We start from the raw sequence: 16,973 nt of genomic DNA on the forward strand, positions 1-16,973 counted from the left end.
TCCAGCCCGAGTGTCCTCCGTGTTGCGTCTTTTTTCTGCTGTCAGCCTGCTCTGCGCCGTTTTCCTCACCAGCCCCACCGCCCTCGCCGAGGTGCGCGTGCTGACCAGCATCAAGCCCTTGCAGCTGATCGCCGCGGCCGTGCAGGACGGTGTTGGCAGCCCCGAAGTGCTGCTGCCGCCCGGTGCCTCGCCGCACCACTACGCGCTGCGTCCCTCCGATGTGCGGCGGGTGAGCGAGGTGGCGCTGCTGTACTGGGTCGGCCCGGACCTGGAAAGCTTCCTGCCGCGGGTGCTGGCCGCGCGCAGCCAGCCGAGCGTCGCCGTGCAGGACCTGCCCGGCATGCACCTGCGCCACTTCGGCGACAGCCATGCCGGTCACGATGACCACGGCCAGGCCCACGATGAGCACGACGAACACGAGCAAGAGCCCGCCGAGCAGCACGATCACGCCCACCGCCCCGGCAGCCTGGATGCGCACCTGTGGTTGCTGCCGGCCAACGCCCGGGTCATAGCCGCGAAGATGGCCGCCGACCTGAGTGCCGCCGACCCGGCCAACGCTGCGCGCTACCAGGCCAATGCCAAAGCCTTCGGCGCCCGCCTGGAGGCCCTCGACCAGCGCCTGCAAAGCCGCCTGAGCGGTCTGGCCGGCAAGCCCTACTTCGTCTTTCACGAGGCCTACGACTACTTCGAGGCCGCCTACGGCCTCAAGCATGCCGGAGTATTCAGCGTGGCCAGCGAAGTGCAGCCCGGTGCGCGGCATGTCGCCGCCATGCGCACCCGCCTGCAGCAGGCCGGCCCGGCCTGCGTGTTCAGCGAGCCGCCGCTGCGCCCACGCCTGGCCGAGACCCTGACCGCCGGCCTGCCGGTGACCCTGGCCGAACTGGACACCATGGGCGGCGCGCTGTCGGTGGATGGCAACGGCTACGAGGCCCTGCTGGATAACCTGGCCAATGGCCTGGTCGAGTGCCTGGGCGCCCTGTAAGGCCTCGGCTTATCGATCAATCGTCGACGGCGTTTTTTGATCGGCATCAAATCCTTGGCGCAATAGTTGATTAAAATGCTCAACTATATTGTTGAGCGAATCACTCAACTACTCGCCAGGGAGCCGCCATGTTCTTCCCCAAGCTGAAACAGTCGCTGATCCGCGCCGACAGCGAAAATTCGCGCCTGCAGCGCGAGAACGCCGACCTCCAGGCGCGCGTCGCCCTGCTCGAAGCCGAGCGCGCCAGCCTGCATGAGGAGGCCGCCCTGCTGCGCCGCGAACGGTCCAACCTGAACGGCGTCTTCACCAGCCTCGGCAGCTTCGGCGATTCGCTGAGCGGCGTGCGCCAGTCCTTCTTCGGCCTCGCCACCACGCTCAACCAGGAGAAGGCTTCGGCGCTCGAGGCGGCGGCGCAGTCCGACAGCAACCGCATCGCTTTCGAGCAGATCGCCAGCAACCTGCGCGCCATGTTCGCGCGCATGAGCGAGGCTTCGCGCAACGTCGACGGACTCAACCAGCGCGCCGGCGAAATCGGCGGCATCGTGCGCCTGATCAAGGAGATCGCCGACCAGACCAATCTGCTCGCGCTCAATGCGGCGATCGAGGCGGCGCGTGCCGGCGAGGCCGGGCGCGGCTTCGCCGTGGTGGCCGACGAGGTACGCAAGCTGGCCGAGCGCACGGCCAAGGCCACGACCGAGATTTCCGGCCTGGTTGGCAACATCCAGGAGGAGACCCGCACCGCCAAGGCGGTGATGGAGGTCGGTGCCGAGGACGCCAGCCGCTACTCGGCCGAGAGCGAGGTCGCCATGCACAGCATGCAACGCCTGCTCGAACTGGCGCGGCGTATGGAAAATGCCGTCGCCTCGTCGGCGCTGCTGGCCAACGTCGAGCTGGCCAACATCGAGGAGCTGACGCTCAAACTGGAGGTGTACAAGGTCTTCCTCGGCATCTCGCGGCCCCACCCGGACGACCTGCCGGACGAGAAGCACTGCCGCCTCGGCCAGTGGTACTACGACGGCGAGGGGCGCGAGCGCTTCGCCGGCCTGCCCGGCTACGCGGAACTGGAGACGCCGCACCGCGCCGTGCACGTGCACGCCCGGCAGGCCGTCACGCTCTACTACGAAGGCCGGCTGGAGCCTGCGCTGGCCGAGCTGCAAGCGATGGAGAACGCCAACCTGACGGTGATGGCCGGCATGAGCCGCATGCTCGGCAAGGCGGTCGGACGCTGAACGGCGAATCGCCGGCGCAACGGGCGGCAAACCGGCCCCCGGCAGCCGGCACAGGCCGAACGGGCAACCGGCTACCCCCCAATCGCGGTAACTCGAGCAGGGGAATTGATGGAGGTCATGGCATTGTGAGTCCGTTGGTTTAAGCTTTACTGCTTTTATTTCTTACCATCGACACGAGGGTGCGCAGGGCATGGCGAAGACGGGCGGAACCATCGCGGCAGGTATAGACAACGCTTCCGGCATTGCTTTGCAGGCGGCCTCCGAGGATATCTGGGCACAGAAATATCGCCTCAGCCGCAAGGACGGCACGCCGGTCGATGACAGCGTCGACGCCACCTGGCAGCGTGTCGCCCGGGCGCTCGCCGACGTCGAGACGGAGGACAAGCGCGAGCTCTGGTATCAGAACTTCCTCTGGGCGCTGCGCAACGGTGCCATCCCTGCCGGGCGGATCATCTCCAACGCCGGCGCGCAGGATTACAAACCGGCCACCTCGACCATCAACTGCACCGTTTCCGGCACCATCACCGACTCGATGGACGACATTCTCGGCAAGGTCCACGAGGCCGGGCTGACGCTCAAGGCCGGCTGCGGCATCGGTTACGAGTTCAGCACCCTGCGTCCGCGTGGCTCCTTCGTTTCCGGCGCCGGCGCGCACACCAGCGGCCCGCTGTCGTTCATGGATATCTTCGACAAGATGTGCTTCACCGTCAGCTCCGCCGGCGGTCGCCGCGGCGCACAGATGGGCACCTTCGACGTCGGCCATCCGGATGTGCGCGAATTCATCCGCGCCAAGCGCGAGGACGGCCGGCTGCGTCAGTTCAACCTCAGCCTGCTGATCACCGACGAGTTCATGCAGGCGGTGGAGAACGACGGCGAGTGGCCGCTGATTTTCCCGCTGCACCACAAGGAAAAAGCCGATCTGGATCTGGACGACCCGGAGCAGGTGCTCTGGCGCGAATGGCCGGTGCACGAGGGCTATATCGTCCGCGAGGACGGCCTGGTGGCCTGCCGTATCTATGGCCGGATCAAGGCGCGGCATCTGTGGGACATGATCATGGTCTCCACCTACGATTACGCCGAGCCGGGTTTCATCCTCATCGACCGGGTCAATCAGTTGAACAACAACTGGTGGTGCGAAGCGATCCGCGCCACCAACCCCTGCGGCGAGCAGCCGCTGCCGCCTTATGGCTCGTGCCTGCTGGGTTCGATCAACCTGACCTGCTTCGTGCTCGACCCCTTCGGCGCCGACGCGCGTTTCGACTGGGACAAGTACCGCGAAGTGGTGCGTATTTTCACCCGCATGCTGGACAACGTGGTGGAGATCAATGGCCTGCCGCTGGAGCAGCAGCGTCACGAGATCGAACACAAGCGGCGGCATGGCATGGGTTTCCTCGGCCTCGGCTCGACCCTGACCCTGCTCAAGCTGCGCTACGGCAGCCCGGAATCCTGTGTTTTCACCGAGGAAGTCGCCCGCGAAATGGCGCTGGTGGGCTGGGAAGAGGCGCTCACCCTGTCCAGGGAAAAAGGCCCGGCACCGTTGCTGATGGAGAGCGTCGAGGTCACCGCCGAGATGCTGCGCAAGCGCCCGGAGATGAAGAAGGATGGCTACCAGGTTGGCGAGCAGATTCCCGGCCGGGTGCTGCACGCCAAGTATTCGCGCTACATGCAGAAGATCGCCGAATACGCGCCCGAGCTGATCGAGGCGCTGGCCGAGCAGGGTGCGCGCTTCACCCACCACAGCTCGATCGCGCCCACCGGCACCATCAGCCTGAGCCTGGCCAACAACGCCTCCAATGGCATCGAGCCGAGCTTCGCCCATCATTACTCGCGCAACCTGATCCGCCCCGGGCGCAAGGCCAAGGAGAAGATCGAGGTCTTCAGCTACGAGCTGCTGGCCTATCGCACGCTGGTCAACACCCGGGCCAAGCCGGGCTCCGACGAGCCGGGCGAGAAGCTGCCGGATTACTTCATCACCGCCGATGACGTCAGCCCGACCCAGCACGTGGATATCCAGGCGGCCGCGCAGAAATGGATCGACTCGTCGATCTCCAAAACCGCCAACGTACCGACCGACTACCCGTTCGAGGCGTTCAAGGACATTTACCGCTACGCCTGGCGCCAGGGCCTCAAGGGCTGCACCACCTTCCGCTTCAATCCGGCGGCCTTCCAGGGTGTGCTGGTCAAGGAAGCCGATCTGGAGAAGACCCTCTACCGCTTCATCCTCGAAGACGGCAGCGCGGTAGAGCTCAAGGGTAACGAGGAGGTCGAATACGATGGCGAGGTGAACTCCGCCGCCAACCTGTTCGACGCACTCAAAGAAGGCTACTACGGCAAGTACTGAGCCGGCCGCCGCCACCGTTCAAGCCTCGGGCCGCCGCCGTCGCCGCCCGACAGGAGAGACTGCACCATGACCGTCAAGATCAACCAGCGCATCAAGGGTTTCAAAGTGGTCGACGAGACCCTTGAGCGCTCTGCCGCCACCACCGCCTCCGACAAGGCCAGCAAGGTCAACGTGGTGGAGATGGACGAAAGCCTGCAACGCCCGGAAACCCTGATCGGCATGACCTACAAGATCAAATCGCCGCTGTTCGAACACGCGCTCTACGTCACCGTCAACGACATAGTGCTCAATGCCGGCACGCCCCACGAGCAGCGCCGCCCGTTCGAGATCTTCATCAACTCGAAGAACATGGACCATTTCCAATGGATAGTCGCGCTCACCCGGATCATGTCCGCGGTGTTCCGCAAGGGCGGGGACTGCACCTTCCTGGTCGAGGAGCTGAAGGCGGTATTCGACCCGCGCGGCGGTTACCTGAAGAAGGGCGGGGTGTACATGCCTTCCATCGTCGCCGAGATCGGCGTGGTGCTGGAACGCCACCTGATCGCCATCGGCATGCTCGAAGGCCAGGCGCTGGATGAAACCCAGCGCCAGTACCTGGCCGAGAAGCGCGCCGCCTACGAGGCCAGCCAGGGTGCCGTGACGCTGGAGCCGGGCGACGGCTTCCCGGCCGGCGCGCAGCTGTGTGGCAAGTGCAACACCCAGGCGGTAGTGCAGATGGACGGCTGCGCCACCTGCCTCAACTGCGGCTACTCCAAATGCGGGTAGTCGCCAGCTAACGGCAGCGCCCGCACCCGGGCGCCGCCGTTACAGGGCAAAGGGCAGCGCCACCTCGACCCGCTGGCGATGCAGCAGGCGATGCTGGAATTCGCCCGGATCGTGGATCAGTACGTGCTGACCGGCAAAGGTGTCGGCGGCGATCAACCGCGACAGCCAGAAGCGCACGCAGGCGATGCGCAGCATGGCCGGCCACAGTTCGGCCTCGGCCGGGGTAAAGGGACGCAGTGCGGCGTAGGCGCCGAGCAAGGCCTGGGCGCGGTGCGGATCGAGACTGCCATCGGCTTCCGAGCACCAGTCATTCAGGGCGATCGCCAGGTCGTAGAGCATCGGGCCGGCACAGGCGTTGTAGAAGTCGATCACGCCGGCCAGGTGATTGCCGTCGAACAGCACATTGTCGCGGAACAGGTCGGCATGCAGGTTGGCCCGCGGCAAGGCGAGGATGCGCGGCTTGACTGTGTGGATTTCCGCCAGGGCATCGCGCAGCAGCGGCAGTTGCGAGCCCGGCAGTTTCAGCGCCAGGCTCGGCCCCTCTTCGAGCATCCAGTCCAGGCCGCGATCGCTCTGGCGTTCCAGCATTTGCCCGCGGGTGGCCAGGTGAATGCGCGCCAGCAGGTTGCCGACTTCCTGGCAATGGTGCGGGTTGGCCAGGCTGACGTGCTTGCCCGGCAGGCGCGGCTGCAACAGCGCCGGCTTCTCCGCCAGGCTGCGCAGCGCTTCGCCGCTCTCGGTGCGCAGGGCATAGGGCACCGGCAGGCCGGCCTCATGCAGGACATCGAGCAGTTCGATGAAGAACGACAGGTCGGCGCTGGGGCCGCGCTCGATCAGGGTCAGGACGAACTCGCCCTGCTCCAGGCTGACGAAGAAGTTGCTGTTCTCGCTGCCCGCGGCTATGCCCTGGAAGTCGCGCAAGCGACCCAGGCCATAAGGCGCGAGAAAGGCTTCCAGCTCGTGACGCTCCAGGGGGGTGAATACCGACATATCAGAACCGCCGACTTAACATGTGCTGTCTTACCATTTAAAAATCTCCCAGGCCGGAATCAGCATGTCCGGATAGTCCGAGCGAACGAAGTTGCCGTCACTGCCGTCGGCGCGCACCAGGAAGTAGGGCTTGCCGGTCTTGGGGGTGACTTTGATTGCATAGAGGAAGCCATTGACCCGGAATTCCTCGATGGTCTTGTCGCCTTCCTGGCGGATGGTCACATCCGGCTCGGCGGACGGCGCATCATCGGCATAGGCCGCGAACGGAACGACAGCCAGCAGGCTGACCAGCAACAGGCGATTGAGTGTGCGCATGGTAACCTTGTCCCTTTATCGTCAATGGTCGGCTCAGTTTAACCCCGGCCCTCAGGAAAAGGTTGATCCTGCGCATGTCAAACGCTCCTCTCGTGCTGGTCGACGGCTCGTCTTACCTCTACCGCGCCTTCCATGCCCTGCCGCCGCTGACCACCTCCAAGGGCTTGCCCACCGGTGCGGTGAAGGGCGTGCTGAACATGCTCAAGAGCCTGCGCAAGCAGTATCCCGACAGCCCCTTCGCGGTGGTCTTCGACGCCAAGGGCGGCACCTTCCGCGATGCGCTGTTCGCCGAGTACAAGGCCAACCGGCCGTCGATGCCCGACGATCTGCGCGTGCAGGTCGAACCGCTGCACGCCAGCGTCAGGGCGCTGGGCTTTCCGCTGCTGTGCGTCGACAACGTCGAAGCCGATGACGTGATCGGCACCCTGGCCCGCCAATGCGCCGGCGAGGGCCGCGACGTGGTGATTTCCACCGGCGACAAGGACATGGCCCAGCTGGTCTGCCCGCACGTTACCCTGGTCAACACCATGACCGGTAGCGTCTATGACATCGATGGCGTGAAAGAGAAATTCGGTGTCGGTCCTGAGCTGATCATCGACTACCTGGCGCTGATGGGCGACAAGGTCGACAACATTCCGGGGGTGCCGGGGGTCGGCGAGAAAACTGCGCTGGGCCTGCTGGTCGGCCTCGGTGGCGGCCTCGACGTGATCTACGCCAACCTCGACCAGGTGGCCGGGCTGCCGATCCGCGGGGCCAAGACCCTGGCGGCCAAGCTCAGCGAGCACCGCGACATGGCCTACCTGTCCCATGAGCTGGCGACCATCAAGCTGGACGTGCCCTTGAACCTGGAAATCGACGCGTTGCATCCCGGCGCCGCCGATGTGCCGACCCTGATCGAGCTGTACGGCGAGCTGGAGTTCAAGAGCTGGCGCGATGAACTGTTGCGCCAGAACCAGGGCCAGGCTGCCAAGGCCGGCAAAGTCGCCAGCGCCGAGCCGCCTGCCGCCGACCTGTTCAGCCTGACCGCCAGCGCTGCGCCGCCAGCGCAGCCGGCCAGCGTCGCCCCGGCCGCGGCCCCGTCTGGCTATCTGACGATTCTCGAGCAGGCCCAGTTCGACAGCTGGCTGGCGAAGCTCGAAGGCGCCGAGCTGATCGCCTTCGACAGCGAAACCACCGGCCTAGACGCGCAGCAGGCGCAGCTGGTGGGCCTGTCCTTTGCGGTCACGGCTGGCGAAGCCGCCTATATTCCGCTGGCCCACTCCTACATGGGCGTGCCGGCGCAGCTCGATCGCGACCAGGTGCTGGCGGCGCTCAAGCCGATTCTCGAAGACCCGCGCAAGGCCAAGGTCGGCCAGCACGCCAAGTACGACATCAATATCCTAGCCAATGCCTCGACGCCGATCCAGGTGCAGGGCGTGGCCTTCGACACCATGCTCGAGTCCTACGTGCTCGACTCCACGGCGACCCGCCACGACATGGACAGCCTGGCGCTGAAATACCTCGACCACAGCACCATCCGCTTCGAGGACATCGCCGGCAAGGGAGCCAAGCAGCTGACCTTCGACCAGATCGCCCTGGAACTGGCCGGGCCTTACGCGGCGGAAGACGCCGATGTGACTCTGCGTCTGCACCAGTGCCTGTGGGCCAAGCTCGAAGCCGAACCGAGCCTGGCCAAGGTCCTGCGCGAGATCGAGATGCCGCTGGTGCCGGTGCTGGCGCGCATCGAGCGCCAGGGCGCGCTGGTCGATGCCAAGTTGCTCGGCCAGCACAGCGTCGAGCTGGGCGACAAGCTGGTGGCCCTGGAGCGCCAAGCCTTCGACATCGCCGGCGAGGAGTTCAACCTGTCGTCACCCAAGCAGCTCGGGGTGATCCTCTACGACAAACTCGGTCTGCCGATCATCAGCAAGACCGCCAAGGGCCAGGCCTCCACCGCCGAAGCGGTGCTCGCCGAACTGGCCGAGCAGGACTTCGAGCTGCCCAAGGTGCTGATGCAGTACCGCACCCTGAGCAAGCTCAAGAGCACCTACACCGACCGCCTGCCGGAGCAGATCAACCCGCGCACTGGGCGTATCCACACTTCTTATCACCAGGCGGTGGCGGCCACCGGGCGCTTGTCGTCCTCGGACCCGAACCTGCAGAACATCCCAATCCGTACTGCCGAGGGCCGGCGCATTCGCCAGGCCTTCGTCGCCCCCGCCGGCTACAAATTGCTGGCCGCGGACTATTCGCAGATCGAGCTGCGCATCATGGCCCACCTGGCCCATGACGAAGGCCTGCTGGATGCCTTCCGCCATGGCCGCGATGTGCACAAGGCCACCGCTGCCGAAGTGTTCGGCGTGCCTCTGGACGAAGTCAGCAGCGATCAGCGGCGCAGCGCCAAGGCGATCAACTTCGGCCTGATCTACGGCATGAGCGCCTTCGGCCTGGCCAAGCAGATCGGCTGCGAGCGCAAGCAGGCGCAGGCCTATATCGACGTTTATTTCGCCCGCTATCCGGGGGTGCTCGCCTATATGGAGCGCACCCGCGAGCAGGCCGCCGAGCAGGGCTATGTCGAGACCCTGTTCGGTCGCCGGCTGTACCTGCCGGAGATCCGTTCGAGCAACCAGGGCCTGCGCAAAGGCGCCGAACGCACCGCGATCAACGCGCCCATGCAGGGCACCGCCGCGGACATCATCAAGCGTGCGATGATCGCGGTGGACAACTGGCTGAGCGAGTCCGGGCTGGATGCCAAGGTGATCCTGCAGGTGCACGATGAACTGGTATTGGAGGTGCGCGAAGACCTGGTCGAGCAGGTACGCGAGCGGATCAAGCAGCTGATGAGCGGTGCGGCCGAACTGGCTGTGCCGCTGCTGGTGGAAGTGGGCGTGGGCGATAACTGGGACGAGGCGCACTGAGACGGCGGCGTGCAGCCGGTAGCGGGAAAGCTTGGCAGCAGGCTTTCCCGCTGGTTTTAAAACCGTAAGACATCAAGCAAAAGTGTTTTATGACCAATTGAATCTAAGAAGTGGCTGAACTTTGCGTTTGTGCCAATAGTCAGAACCTACGAATGGCCCAGAAAGCCTTTCGATGCTCCTTGTTGTGTTAAGTGTTGGCAGATATCTGAACCCCGCCCTAGCGGTTCAGACCCTTAGACCCCGAGCCTCTCTCTCCCCATATGAGTCTCGGGGTTTTTTTTATGGCCTGCCATCCCTGGCGGCGCGGCGGTAAAGACTCCGCCTGGGAATTTGTAGTCCACCCCCCCGAATCAGGCCTCGGCCGCCTCATCGTCCGGCAGCGCGAACTCACCCAATTGCAGCCACTCGGCCAGCACCGCCTGGGCTTCTTCGATGCCCTGGCGCTTGGGCGCGGAAAATAGCTGGATGCTGACCCGGTCGCCCCAGCGCTTGCGAATGTCCTGCTGCACCTTGAGCAGCGCGGTCTTGGCGGCGCCAAAGGCCAGCTTGTCGGCCTTGGTCAGGAGGATGTGCATGGGCATCTCGCTGGCCGTCGACCAATCCAGCATCAAGATGTCGAATTCGGTCAGCGGGTGACGGATGTCCATCATCAGCATCAGCCCGCGCAGGCTCTCGCGGCTGCCCAGATAGGCTTCCAGGTGTTTTTGCCAGTGCAGCTTCAGCGGGATCGGCACTTTGGCATAGCCGTAACCGGGCAGGTCGACCAGGCGCCGCTCATCGTCCAGGCGGAAGAAGTTGAGCAACTGGGTGCGTCCCGGGGTTTTCGAGGTGCGCGCCAGGCTGGCGTGGGTCAGGGTATTCAGCGCGCTGGACTTGCCGGCGTTGGAGCGGCCGGCGAAGGCGACTTCGTGACCCAGGTCGTCCGGACATTGGTCGACCTTGGCGGCGCTGATCTGGAAGGTGGCTTGTTGGCACAGGCCGATAATGGGGTTCTTGGCTTGCATCGGGGTATCCGGTGAGGGCGGGCATAAGGGAAAGTGCAGGTGCGCAGCCCTTGCGACATTTGCGCACATCCTGCCGGGCGCTACGCAGCGCGGCAAGCGGCGTCGTTTCCGTTTCGGTGACGCCAGTATATAATGCCGCAGATTTTGTGTGCGCTTTGTCCCACTCGCAGGATAAGTGTTCATGGGAACGATGGAGTACCGCTGCCCTTAGAAGCAGGACGTTCCCCTCCCTGATGAGGCAGATCTGATGAAAAAAATGCTGCTTGGCGCTGGCATGTTGATGCTGTCAATCAACAGCCATGCTGCCCAGGATCCCGAGGCTGTCTATGCTCGTGCCTGTGCCGCGTGCCATAACGGGCAGTTGCCGATAGCGCCGCAAAAAGGCGACAAGGCGGCTTGGGAACCCCGTTTGGCCAAAGGCATGGACGTGCTGGTGCAGAGCGTCACCAATGGTTTGAATGCCATGCCACCACGTGGTTTATGCATGGACTGCACCGCCGAGGATTACCAAGCCGTCATACAGTGGATGACCGAGTAAATCCGGCCCATAACTCTTTCTCTCTTAGCCGTAGTTGGATTAGTTGATGAACAAAATACTCGTGAGTCTGCTGTTGACCCTGGGCATCACCGGTTTGGCCCAGGCCGCTGGTGATTCTGTCGCTGGTCAGGGCAAGGTCGTTATGTGTGGCGCTTGCCACGGTGCCGATGGCAACAGTGCTGCACCGAATTTTCCGAAACTGGCCGGTCAGGGCGAGCGTTACCTGCTCAAGCAACTGAACGACATCAAGTCGGGCGCTCGTCAGGTCGTGGAAATGACCGGCCTGCTGAATCACCTCAGCGATCAGGATCTGGCCGATATTTCCGCCTATTACGCCAGCCAGAGCATGAGCGTGGGCGCCGCCGACCCGAAACTGGTCGAACGTGGTGAAGCGCTGTTCCGTGGCGGCAAACTGAACGAAGGCATGCCGGCCTGTACCGGTTGCCATTCGCCCGATGGCGCAGGGCTCGCGGCAGCGAGCTACCCACGACTCGGCGGCCAGCATGCCGGCTATGTGGCCAAGCAGCTGACCGATTTCCGCGAAGGTAATCGGACCAACGACGGCGACAGCATGATCATGCGCGGTATCGCCGCCAAGCTGAGCAACAAGGATATCGAAGCGGTATCCAGCTTCATTCAGGGCCTGCATTGATAGCTTGCGAACAAAGGCTCGCCTACTGCGGGTGATGTAAGAACCTGCAAAGAAAAGGGTGGCTGCGGCCACCCTTTTTCGTTTGTCAGCCCGCTACAATGGCCGGAACCTGGCCCGCAGCGACGAGTCTGATTTCCGACTCGTCGCTGGGCGACGCTTAGGTCATGGAAAGAAATAACTGCTACGTATTGCGCCGGTTTTTCGTTTGCCTTCAAGGCACGGCGAGGCGCGCATAGTCGTTCTATGCAAGCTTTGCCGTAACGCCGAAGGCGGACGAAAAGACCAGCAAGACGTCGTAGTTATTTATTGACAGGCCCTTAACATCCAAGCAAGGAGTACCCCATGCGTAAACTGATCCTCGGCGCCGCCCTGGCCATCAGCAGCCTGTTCGCCCTGGCTGTTCAGGCGGAACCCATAGCCGGCAAGAACTACGTCGAACTCGCCAGTCCCGTGCCGGTATCCAAGCCTGGGCAGATCGAGGTGGTCGAGTTGTTCTGGTACGGCTGCGGGCATTGCTATCAGTTCGAGTCGACCATCAATCCGTGGATCGAGCAGTTGCCGGAAGACGTCAACTTCGTGCGCATCCCGGCCTTGTTCGGCGGCCTGTGGAATGTGCAGGGCCAGGGCTTCATTACCCTGGAAGCGCTGAAGGTGGAGCCTGCGGTGCATGCCGCGGTATTCGACGCCATTCACAAGCAAGGCAAGAAGCTGGCGACAGCAGAAGAGATGGCCGAATTTCTCGCCACCCTGGGCGTCGACAAGGATGCCTTTCTCAAGACCTACAACTCCTTCGGCGTGAAGAGCCAGATGGAAAAGGCCAAGAAACTGGCCATGGCCTACCAGATCAACGGGGTGCCGGTGATGATCGTCAACGGCAAGTACCGCTTCGACATCGGCAGTTCGGGTGGCCCGGAGCAAGCCCTGCAGGTGGCCGACTACCTGATCGAAAAAGAGCGCGCCGCGCAGTAGGCGGCCGCCAGGAGTGCCGGGCATGCTGCGTCGCTGGTCGAGCGCTCGCCAGGCTGGCCTGTGTGATCCGCAGGTCAACCCGCAGTGCACTGCGGCCGACGACTGGCCCTGCGGCGGACGCCTGCGTCTGCTCAGCTTCAATATCCAGGTCGGCATCAATACCCAGCGTTACCATCATTACCTGACGCGTAGCTGGCAGCACCTGTTGCCCCACTACGGGCGCGCCGGCAACTTGCAGCGCATCGGCAATCTGCTCGCCGACTACGACCTGGTCGCCCTGCAGGAAGCCGATGGCGGCAGCCTGCGTTCCGGCTATGTCAACCAGGTCGAACACCTGGCCCACCTCGGCGCCTTCCCTTACTGGTACCAACAGCTCAATCGCAATCTTGGCCATCTGGCCCAGCACAGCAATGGCGTGCTCAGCCGGCTGCGTCCCAGCCTGCTGGAGGATCACCCGCTACCGGGCCCCCGCGGCCGCGGCGCGATGCTGCTGCGCATCGGCGAAGGCGAGGACGCCATAGTGGTGGTGATGATGCACCTGGCGCTCGGAACCCGTACCCGCACCCGCCAGTTGGCCTATATCCGCGAATTGATCGGCGGCTACCGGCATCAGATCCTGATGGGCGACATGAACACCCATGCCAGCGACCTGCTGCTGGGCTCGCCACTGCGCGACCTCGGCCTGGTGGCGCCGCAGCTCGAGGCGACCTTTCCCAGCTGGCGGCCGCAGCGCTGCCTCGACCACATCCTGCTCAGCCCCGGCCTGCTGCTGGAACGGTTCGAGGTGCTGGCCCTGCCGATCTCCGATCACCTGCCGGTGGCCGTGGAAATTCGCCTGCCCCAGACGCTGCGCGGCCCGCAGACGCCCGAACCGAACCTGCCAGCCCGCGAAAAACCGCAATGAACAACGACGCCCAGCGCTGGAAAGACAAGTACCTGGCCGGCCTCGAACAGCAGGAAGTCCTCGAACGGCGTTGGGGCGCCCGGGTCGACCTGCTGCGCCGGGGTCTGGTGCGCAGCAGCCTGGCGGCCGAGGGTGCCGATAAGGCGGTCGATCAGTGCATGCAGGAGCTGCGCGAGATCCTGCGCCGCGACGACATGGATGGCGGACTCGCGGCGCTGATTCCGCGCCTGGAAAAGGCCGTGCTGGACTCCGAGCAGCGGCGCCAGCAGCGGGTCGGCCAGGTATCCACTGCGTTGCTGGCGCTGGTTGACCAGCTGCTCGACCTGAACCTGCCGCGGGAAGTGCGCAAGCCGCTGAAAAGCTACGCCAAGCAGCTCGATAGGCGTGCCGAGCAGGTGCGTGAGTTGCCGCTGCTGCTGGCCGAATTGAGTACCCTGCAGCAACAGGCCCTGGCCGTGCTGGGGCACGAACAGGTTGAGCGTCCGGGCCTGTTCCAGCGCCTGTTCGCCAGCAGCACCCCGGCCATCCCTGCGCCGCAACCTGTACCACAGCCGCTGCAGCCGGCGATGGTGCCATTGGCGGTCGACCGCCCCATGGCCGAAGCGACGGCGCTTGCCGCCCGTCCGATCACGCCGAACGCTGTTCGCGCAGCAGCCCCGGTACCGACGGCGAACCTGCTCGACAGCCTGCCGCTGCCTGCCGGTCTGTTAACGCCGACGGCGCCTGACTGCCCTGAAGCGGCGGTCGACGAGTACGCCCTGCCATCGCCGCCTGAGCCGGGTTACAGCGCCATCGCCACGCATGTCGAGACAACCCTGCTTGGCCTGTTGGATGAGCTGGCGTTGCCGCAGCACCACCAGGATCAAGCCGATCTGCTGCGCGAGCGGATTCTGGCCGGGCTGAACATGTACGAACTGGTGCCGGTGCTGGACGATCTGGCCGTGCTGATGCTGGCCCTCGCCGATGCCGGCCAGCACGAATTCGAGGGCTATCTCAAGCAGCTCAACGAACGCCTGGCGACTTTCCAGGGCGGTTTGCAGGACGCCCACGATGGCTACACCGACTCGGTCAGCGCCGCGCGCGAACTGGATAGCGAACTGCGCCAGCAGGTCGACGGTCTGCACAACAGCGTGCAGCAGGCAACCGATCTGCCAAGCCTCAAGGAACTGGTGGAAACCCGCCTGAATGGTCTGCTCGGCACCATGGAGCAATACCAGCGCCAGCGTGACGAGCGCGAGCAGCTGGTGGCCGGGCGCCTGCAAACCCTGGTCGAGCGCGTGGCGAACATGGAGCGGGAAGCCAAGGGCTTTCGCCAGCACCTGGAAGAACAACGGCAGAAAGCCTTGCTCGACCCACTCACCGCTCTGCCCAATCGCGCGGCCTGGAACGAACGCCTGGATCTGGAAGTGGCGCGCTGGCAGCGCTACGGCGGCGAACTGCTGCTGGCGGTGGTCGACATCGACCACTTCAAGCGGGTCAACGACGAGTACGGCCACCTGGCCGGCGACAAGGTGCTGAAGATCATCGCCGGCGAACTGCACAAGCGCCTGCGCAAGACCGACTTCATCGCCCGCTTCGGCGGCGAGGAGTTCGCCCTGCTGATTCCCGCAACCCCCCTGGCCGGTGGCTTGCAGCTGCTGGAAACCCTGCGCGCCGGCATCGCAGCCTGCCCGTTCCACTTCAGGGGCGAGCGGGTGACCATTACCCTGTCGGCCGGGATCAGTGCCTTCGCCAGCGCCGAGCGCGGCGAACAGGTCTTCGAGCGCGCCGACCAGGCGCTGTACCGGGCCAAGCGCGACGGCCGCAACCGCGTCGAGGCGGACTGAGCCATCAGGCTAGGCGCCGCCCCGCTTCTGCAGAAAACGTTCAATCCATAAAATCAATGACATACGGGCTGACAAGAGTGCCTGGCCGCTCCCAGGAGGGCGTTCCCCTCATTCCCCATTCCCCGCGCCCCAGAATTCGGGCCTCAGGCCGCCCTGGGCAGGTAGGGCCGCCAGGCCTCGGGAATCTGTTCCAGGCGCGGGTAGTCGAGCACGTCCAGTTGCCGTTGCGAGAGAAGGAACGGCGTGTGGCGCAAATGCTGCGGCAGATGACGCAGCTCCGGCAGCCAGAGGCTGACGTAACTGGCATCCGGATCGTATTGGCGGGCCTGGCGCAGGGCGTTGAACGTGCGCTGGCGTTGTGGGTCGCAAGCGACCCCGACCAGGTAGGCCCAATTGCCCCAGTTACTCGCCGGGTCGTAGTCGATCAGGTGTTCCTCGAACCAGGCGGCGCCGTAGCGCCAATCCTGCAGCAGATCGCCGACCAGGTAACTGGCGACGACTTGCCGGCCACGGCTGGAGATGAAGCCGGTGGCGGCCAGTTCGCGCATACTGGCGTCCACCAGCGGCATGCCGGTGCGGCCCTGGCACCAGCGTTCGAAGCCTTGATCGAGTCGTTGCGGGGCGTGCTCCGTGGCTTTCAGGCCGCCGGCCTTGAACAGCGCGCTGCCGTGGCGAACCAGAGTCCCGCGCAAGAAATCACGCCAGAGCAGCGCCAGCCACAAGCCATAGGTTGAGTCGTTGCGCCCGTACTGCCCCTCATGGCGACGCAACTCGGCCATCACCCGCCGCGCCGAGAGACTGCCGTTGGCCAGCCAGGGCGAGAATTTCGACGAATATTCGCTGCCGATCAGGCCATTGCGCGTCTCCTTGTAGTGGCGTACAGCCTGACTGCTCCACAGGTAGTCGCGCAGGCGCGCCTGGGCCGCGGTTTCGCCGCCGGAGAAGGGGAAGGCGCTGGCCGGCATGCTGAGCGGATCGCCCAGGCCCAGTTGGGACAGGCTCGGCAGGGGCTGCAGCAGCGCCGCCGCGCCATCCGGCAGGGCCGGCAGGCGATCCGGCGGCGGACGCGGTTGAAATACCTGCACACGCTCCTCGACCAGGTTTTTAAACCGGCTAAAGACTTGCGGCATCCGGGCGATCTGGTCGGGCAACTCCTCGGCGCGCAACAGGCTGTTGCCCGGCGCTTGCTGCAGCGTCACGCTGGCGAGTCTGTGCTGCACCCGGGCGAGTTGCGCGCGTTCGTCCGGGGCGATCTCTTCCAGGGTCAGCACCCTGTCCAGCGCGAACTGGCTAACCAGTTGGGGGATCACCCGCTCTGGCGCGCCCGGCACAACCAGCAAATGCGAACCACGCTGGCGCAGGGCGCCATCCAGCGCGGTCAGGCTCTCCAGGAGAAAGCGCGCACGGTGCACGCCGAGCCGGCGAGTGCCGAACGCGCAGAGCCGCAACTGCTCAGGATCGAAGACGAACACCGGCAGCAGGCACTCGGCACCGAGTCCGGCCTGCAGGGCCGGGTGATCGTCGAGGCGCAGATCCTGTTTCAACCATAGCAGTGCGCGCATGA

The 16,973-nt window shown here is 64.7% G+C and carries 14 protein-coding genes and 1 pseudogene; 11 read left to right on the forward strand and 4 right to left on the reverse strand.

The annotated features are described in order from the left end of the window. The first annotated feature begins 19 nt into the window (after positions 1–19). From znuA to BM315_RS13375, 5 genes and pseudogenes are all read left to right on the forward strand, one after another. On the forward strand, positions 20–982 hold the full coding sequence (gene znuA, locus BM315_RS13360) for a zinc ABC transporter substrate-binding protein ZnuA (protein WP_090501748.1): 963 nt from the start codon (positions 20–22) through the stop codon (positions 980–982). Positions 983–1,482: 500 nt separating this feature from the next. Next, a pseudogene (locus tag BM315_RS25475) lies at positions 1,483–1,788 on the forward strand (methyl-accepting chemotaxis protein); the annotation flags it as partial. A gap of 39 nt (positions 1,789–1,827) precedes the next feature. Next, positions 1,828–2,211 (forward strand): CZB domain-containing protein, encoded by a 384-nt coding sequence (locus BM315_RS25480; RefSeq protein WP_244527301.1) that lies wholly within the window; start codon positions 1,828–1,830, stop codon positions 2,209–2,211. A 190-nt stretch (positions 2,212–2,401) separates the two neighbouring features. After that, positions 2,402–4,552, forward strand: coding sequence for an adenosylcobalamin-dependent ribonucleoside-diphosphate reductase (locus BM315_RS13370; protein WP_090501752.1), 2,151 nt, complete (start codon positions 2,402–2,404; stop codon positions 4,550–4,552). A gap of 66 nt (positions 4,553–4,618) precedes the next feature. Continuing rightward, on the forward strand, positions 4,619–5,317 hold the full coding sequence (locus tag BM315_RS13375; protein ID WP_090501754.1) for a TSCPD domain-containing protein: 699 nt from the start codon (positions 4,619–4,621) through the stop codon (positions 5,315–5,317). Positions 5,318–5,356: 39 nt separating this feature from the next. On the opposite strand, the gene BM315_RS13380 is transcribed toward BM315_RS13375, so the two are convergent. Both BM315_RS13380 and BM315_RS13385 read right to left on the reverse strand, forming a co-directional pair. Beyond that, a complete protein-coding gene (locus BM315_RS13380) occupies positions 5,357–6,307 on the reverse strand; it encodes a homoserine kinase (RefSeq protein WP_090501755.1) in 951 nt (316 codons plus the stop codon). A gap of 30 nt (positions 6,308–6,337) precedes the next feature. Then, positions 6,338–6,622: a DUF2782 domain-containing protein gene (locus tag BM315_RS13385; RefSeq protein ID WP_090501757.1), complete on the reverse strand. Its 285-nt coding sequence runs from the start codon at positions 6,620–6,622 to the stop codon at positions 6,338–6,340. A 74-nt stretch (positions 6,623–6,696) separates the two neighbouring features. Between BM315_RS13385 and polA the strand changes: the two genes are divergently transcribed. Beyond that, a complete protein-coding gene (polA, locus tag BM315_RS13390) occupies positions 6,697–9,516 on the forward strand; it encodes a DNA polymerase I (protein WP_090501879.1) in 2,820 nt (939 codons plus the stop codon). A 350-nt stretch (positions 9,517–9,866) separates the two neighbouring features. Here the strand turns inward: polA and yihA are convergent, their stop codons facing one another. Next, on the reverse strand, positions 9,867–10,520 hold the full coding sequence (gene yihA / locus BM315_RS13395) for a ribosome biogenesis GTP-binding protein YihA/YsxC (protein ID WP_090501758.1): 654 nt from the start codon (positions 10,518–10,520) through the stop codon (positions 9,867–9,869). 247 nt (positions 10,521–10,767) lie between these two features. Between yihA and BM315_RS13400 the strand changes: the two genes are divergently transcribed. The 5 genes from BM315_RS13400 to BM315_RS13420 all read left to right on the forward strand — a co-directional run bounded on the left by BM315_RS13400 (position 10,768) and on the right by BM315_RS13420 (position 15,409). After that, the gene (locus tag BM315_RS13400) at positions 10,768–11,058 is read left to right on the forward strand and encodes a c-type cytochrome (RefSeq protein ID WP_090501760.1); all 291 of its coding nucleotides are present in this window, start codon (positions 10,768–10,770) and stop codon (positions 11,056–11,058) included. Between the two features lie 46 nt (positions 11,059–11,104). Further along, positions 11,105–11,710, forward strand: coding sequence for a c-type cytochrome (locus BM315_RS13405; protein ID WP_090501762.1), 606 nt, complete (start codon positions 11,105–11,107; stop codon positions 11,708–11,710). A gap of 342 nt (positions 11,711–12,052) precedes the next feature. Continuing rightward, on the forward strand, positions 12,053–12,679 hold the full coding sequence (locus BM315_RS13410) for a thiol:disulfide interchange protein DsbA/DsbL (protein WP_090501763.1): 627 nt from the start codon (positions 12,053–12,055) through the stop codon (positions 12,677–12,679). A 22-nt stretch (positions 12,680–12,701) separates the two neighbouring features. After that, positions 12,702–13,583, forward strand: coding sequence for an endonuclease/exonuclease/phosphatase family protein (locus tag BM315_RS13415; protein WP_170862214.1), 882 nt, complete (start codon positions 12,702–12,704; stop codon positions 13,581–13,583). Continuing rightward, positions 13,580–15,409, forward strand: a complete 1,830-nt coding sequence (locus tag BM315_RS13420) for a GGDEF domain-containing protein (RefSeq protein ID WP_090501765.1) — start codon at positions 13,580–13,582, stop codon at positions 15,407–15,409. Before BM315_RS13415 ends, BM315_RS13420 begins: the two co-directional genes overlap by 4 nt. A gap of 143 nt (positions 15,410–15,552) precedes the next feature. Here the strand turns inward: BM315_RS13420 and BM315_RS13425 are convergent, their stop codons facing one another. Beyond that, complete coding sequence (locus BM315_RS13425) at positions 15,553–16,971, reverse strand: DASH family cryptochrome (protein WP_090501766.1); 1,419 nt, start codon at positions 16,969–16,971, stop codon at positions 15,553–15,555. Positions 16,972–16,973 lie beyond the last annotated feature (2 nt).

It is taken from the genome of Pseudomonas borbori (genome assembly GCF_900115555.1).
GTDB lineage: Bacteria > Pseudomonadota > Gammaproteobacteria > Pseudomonadales > Pseudomonadaceae > Aquipseudomonas > Aquipseudomonas borbori.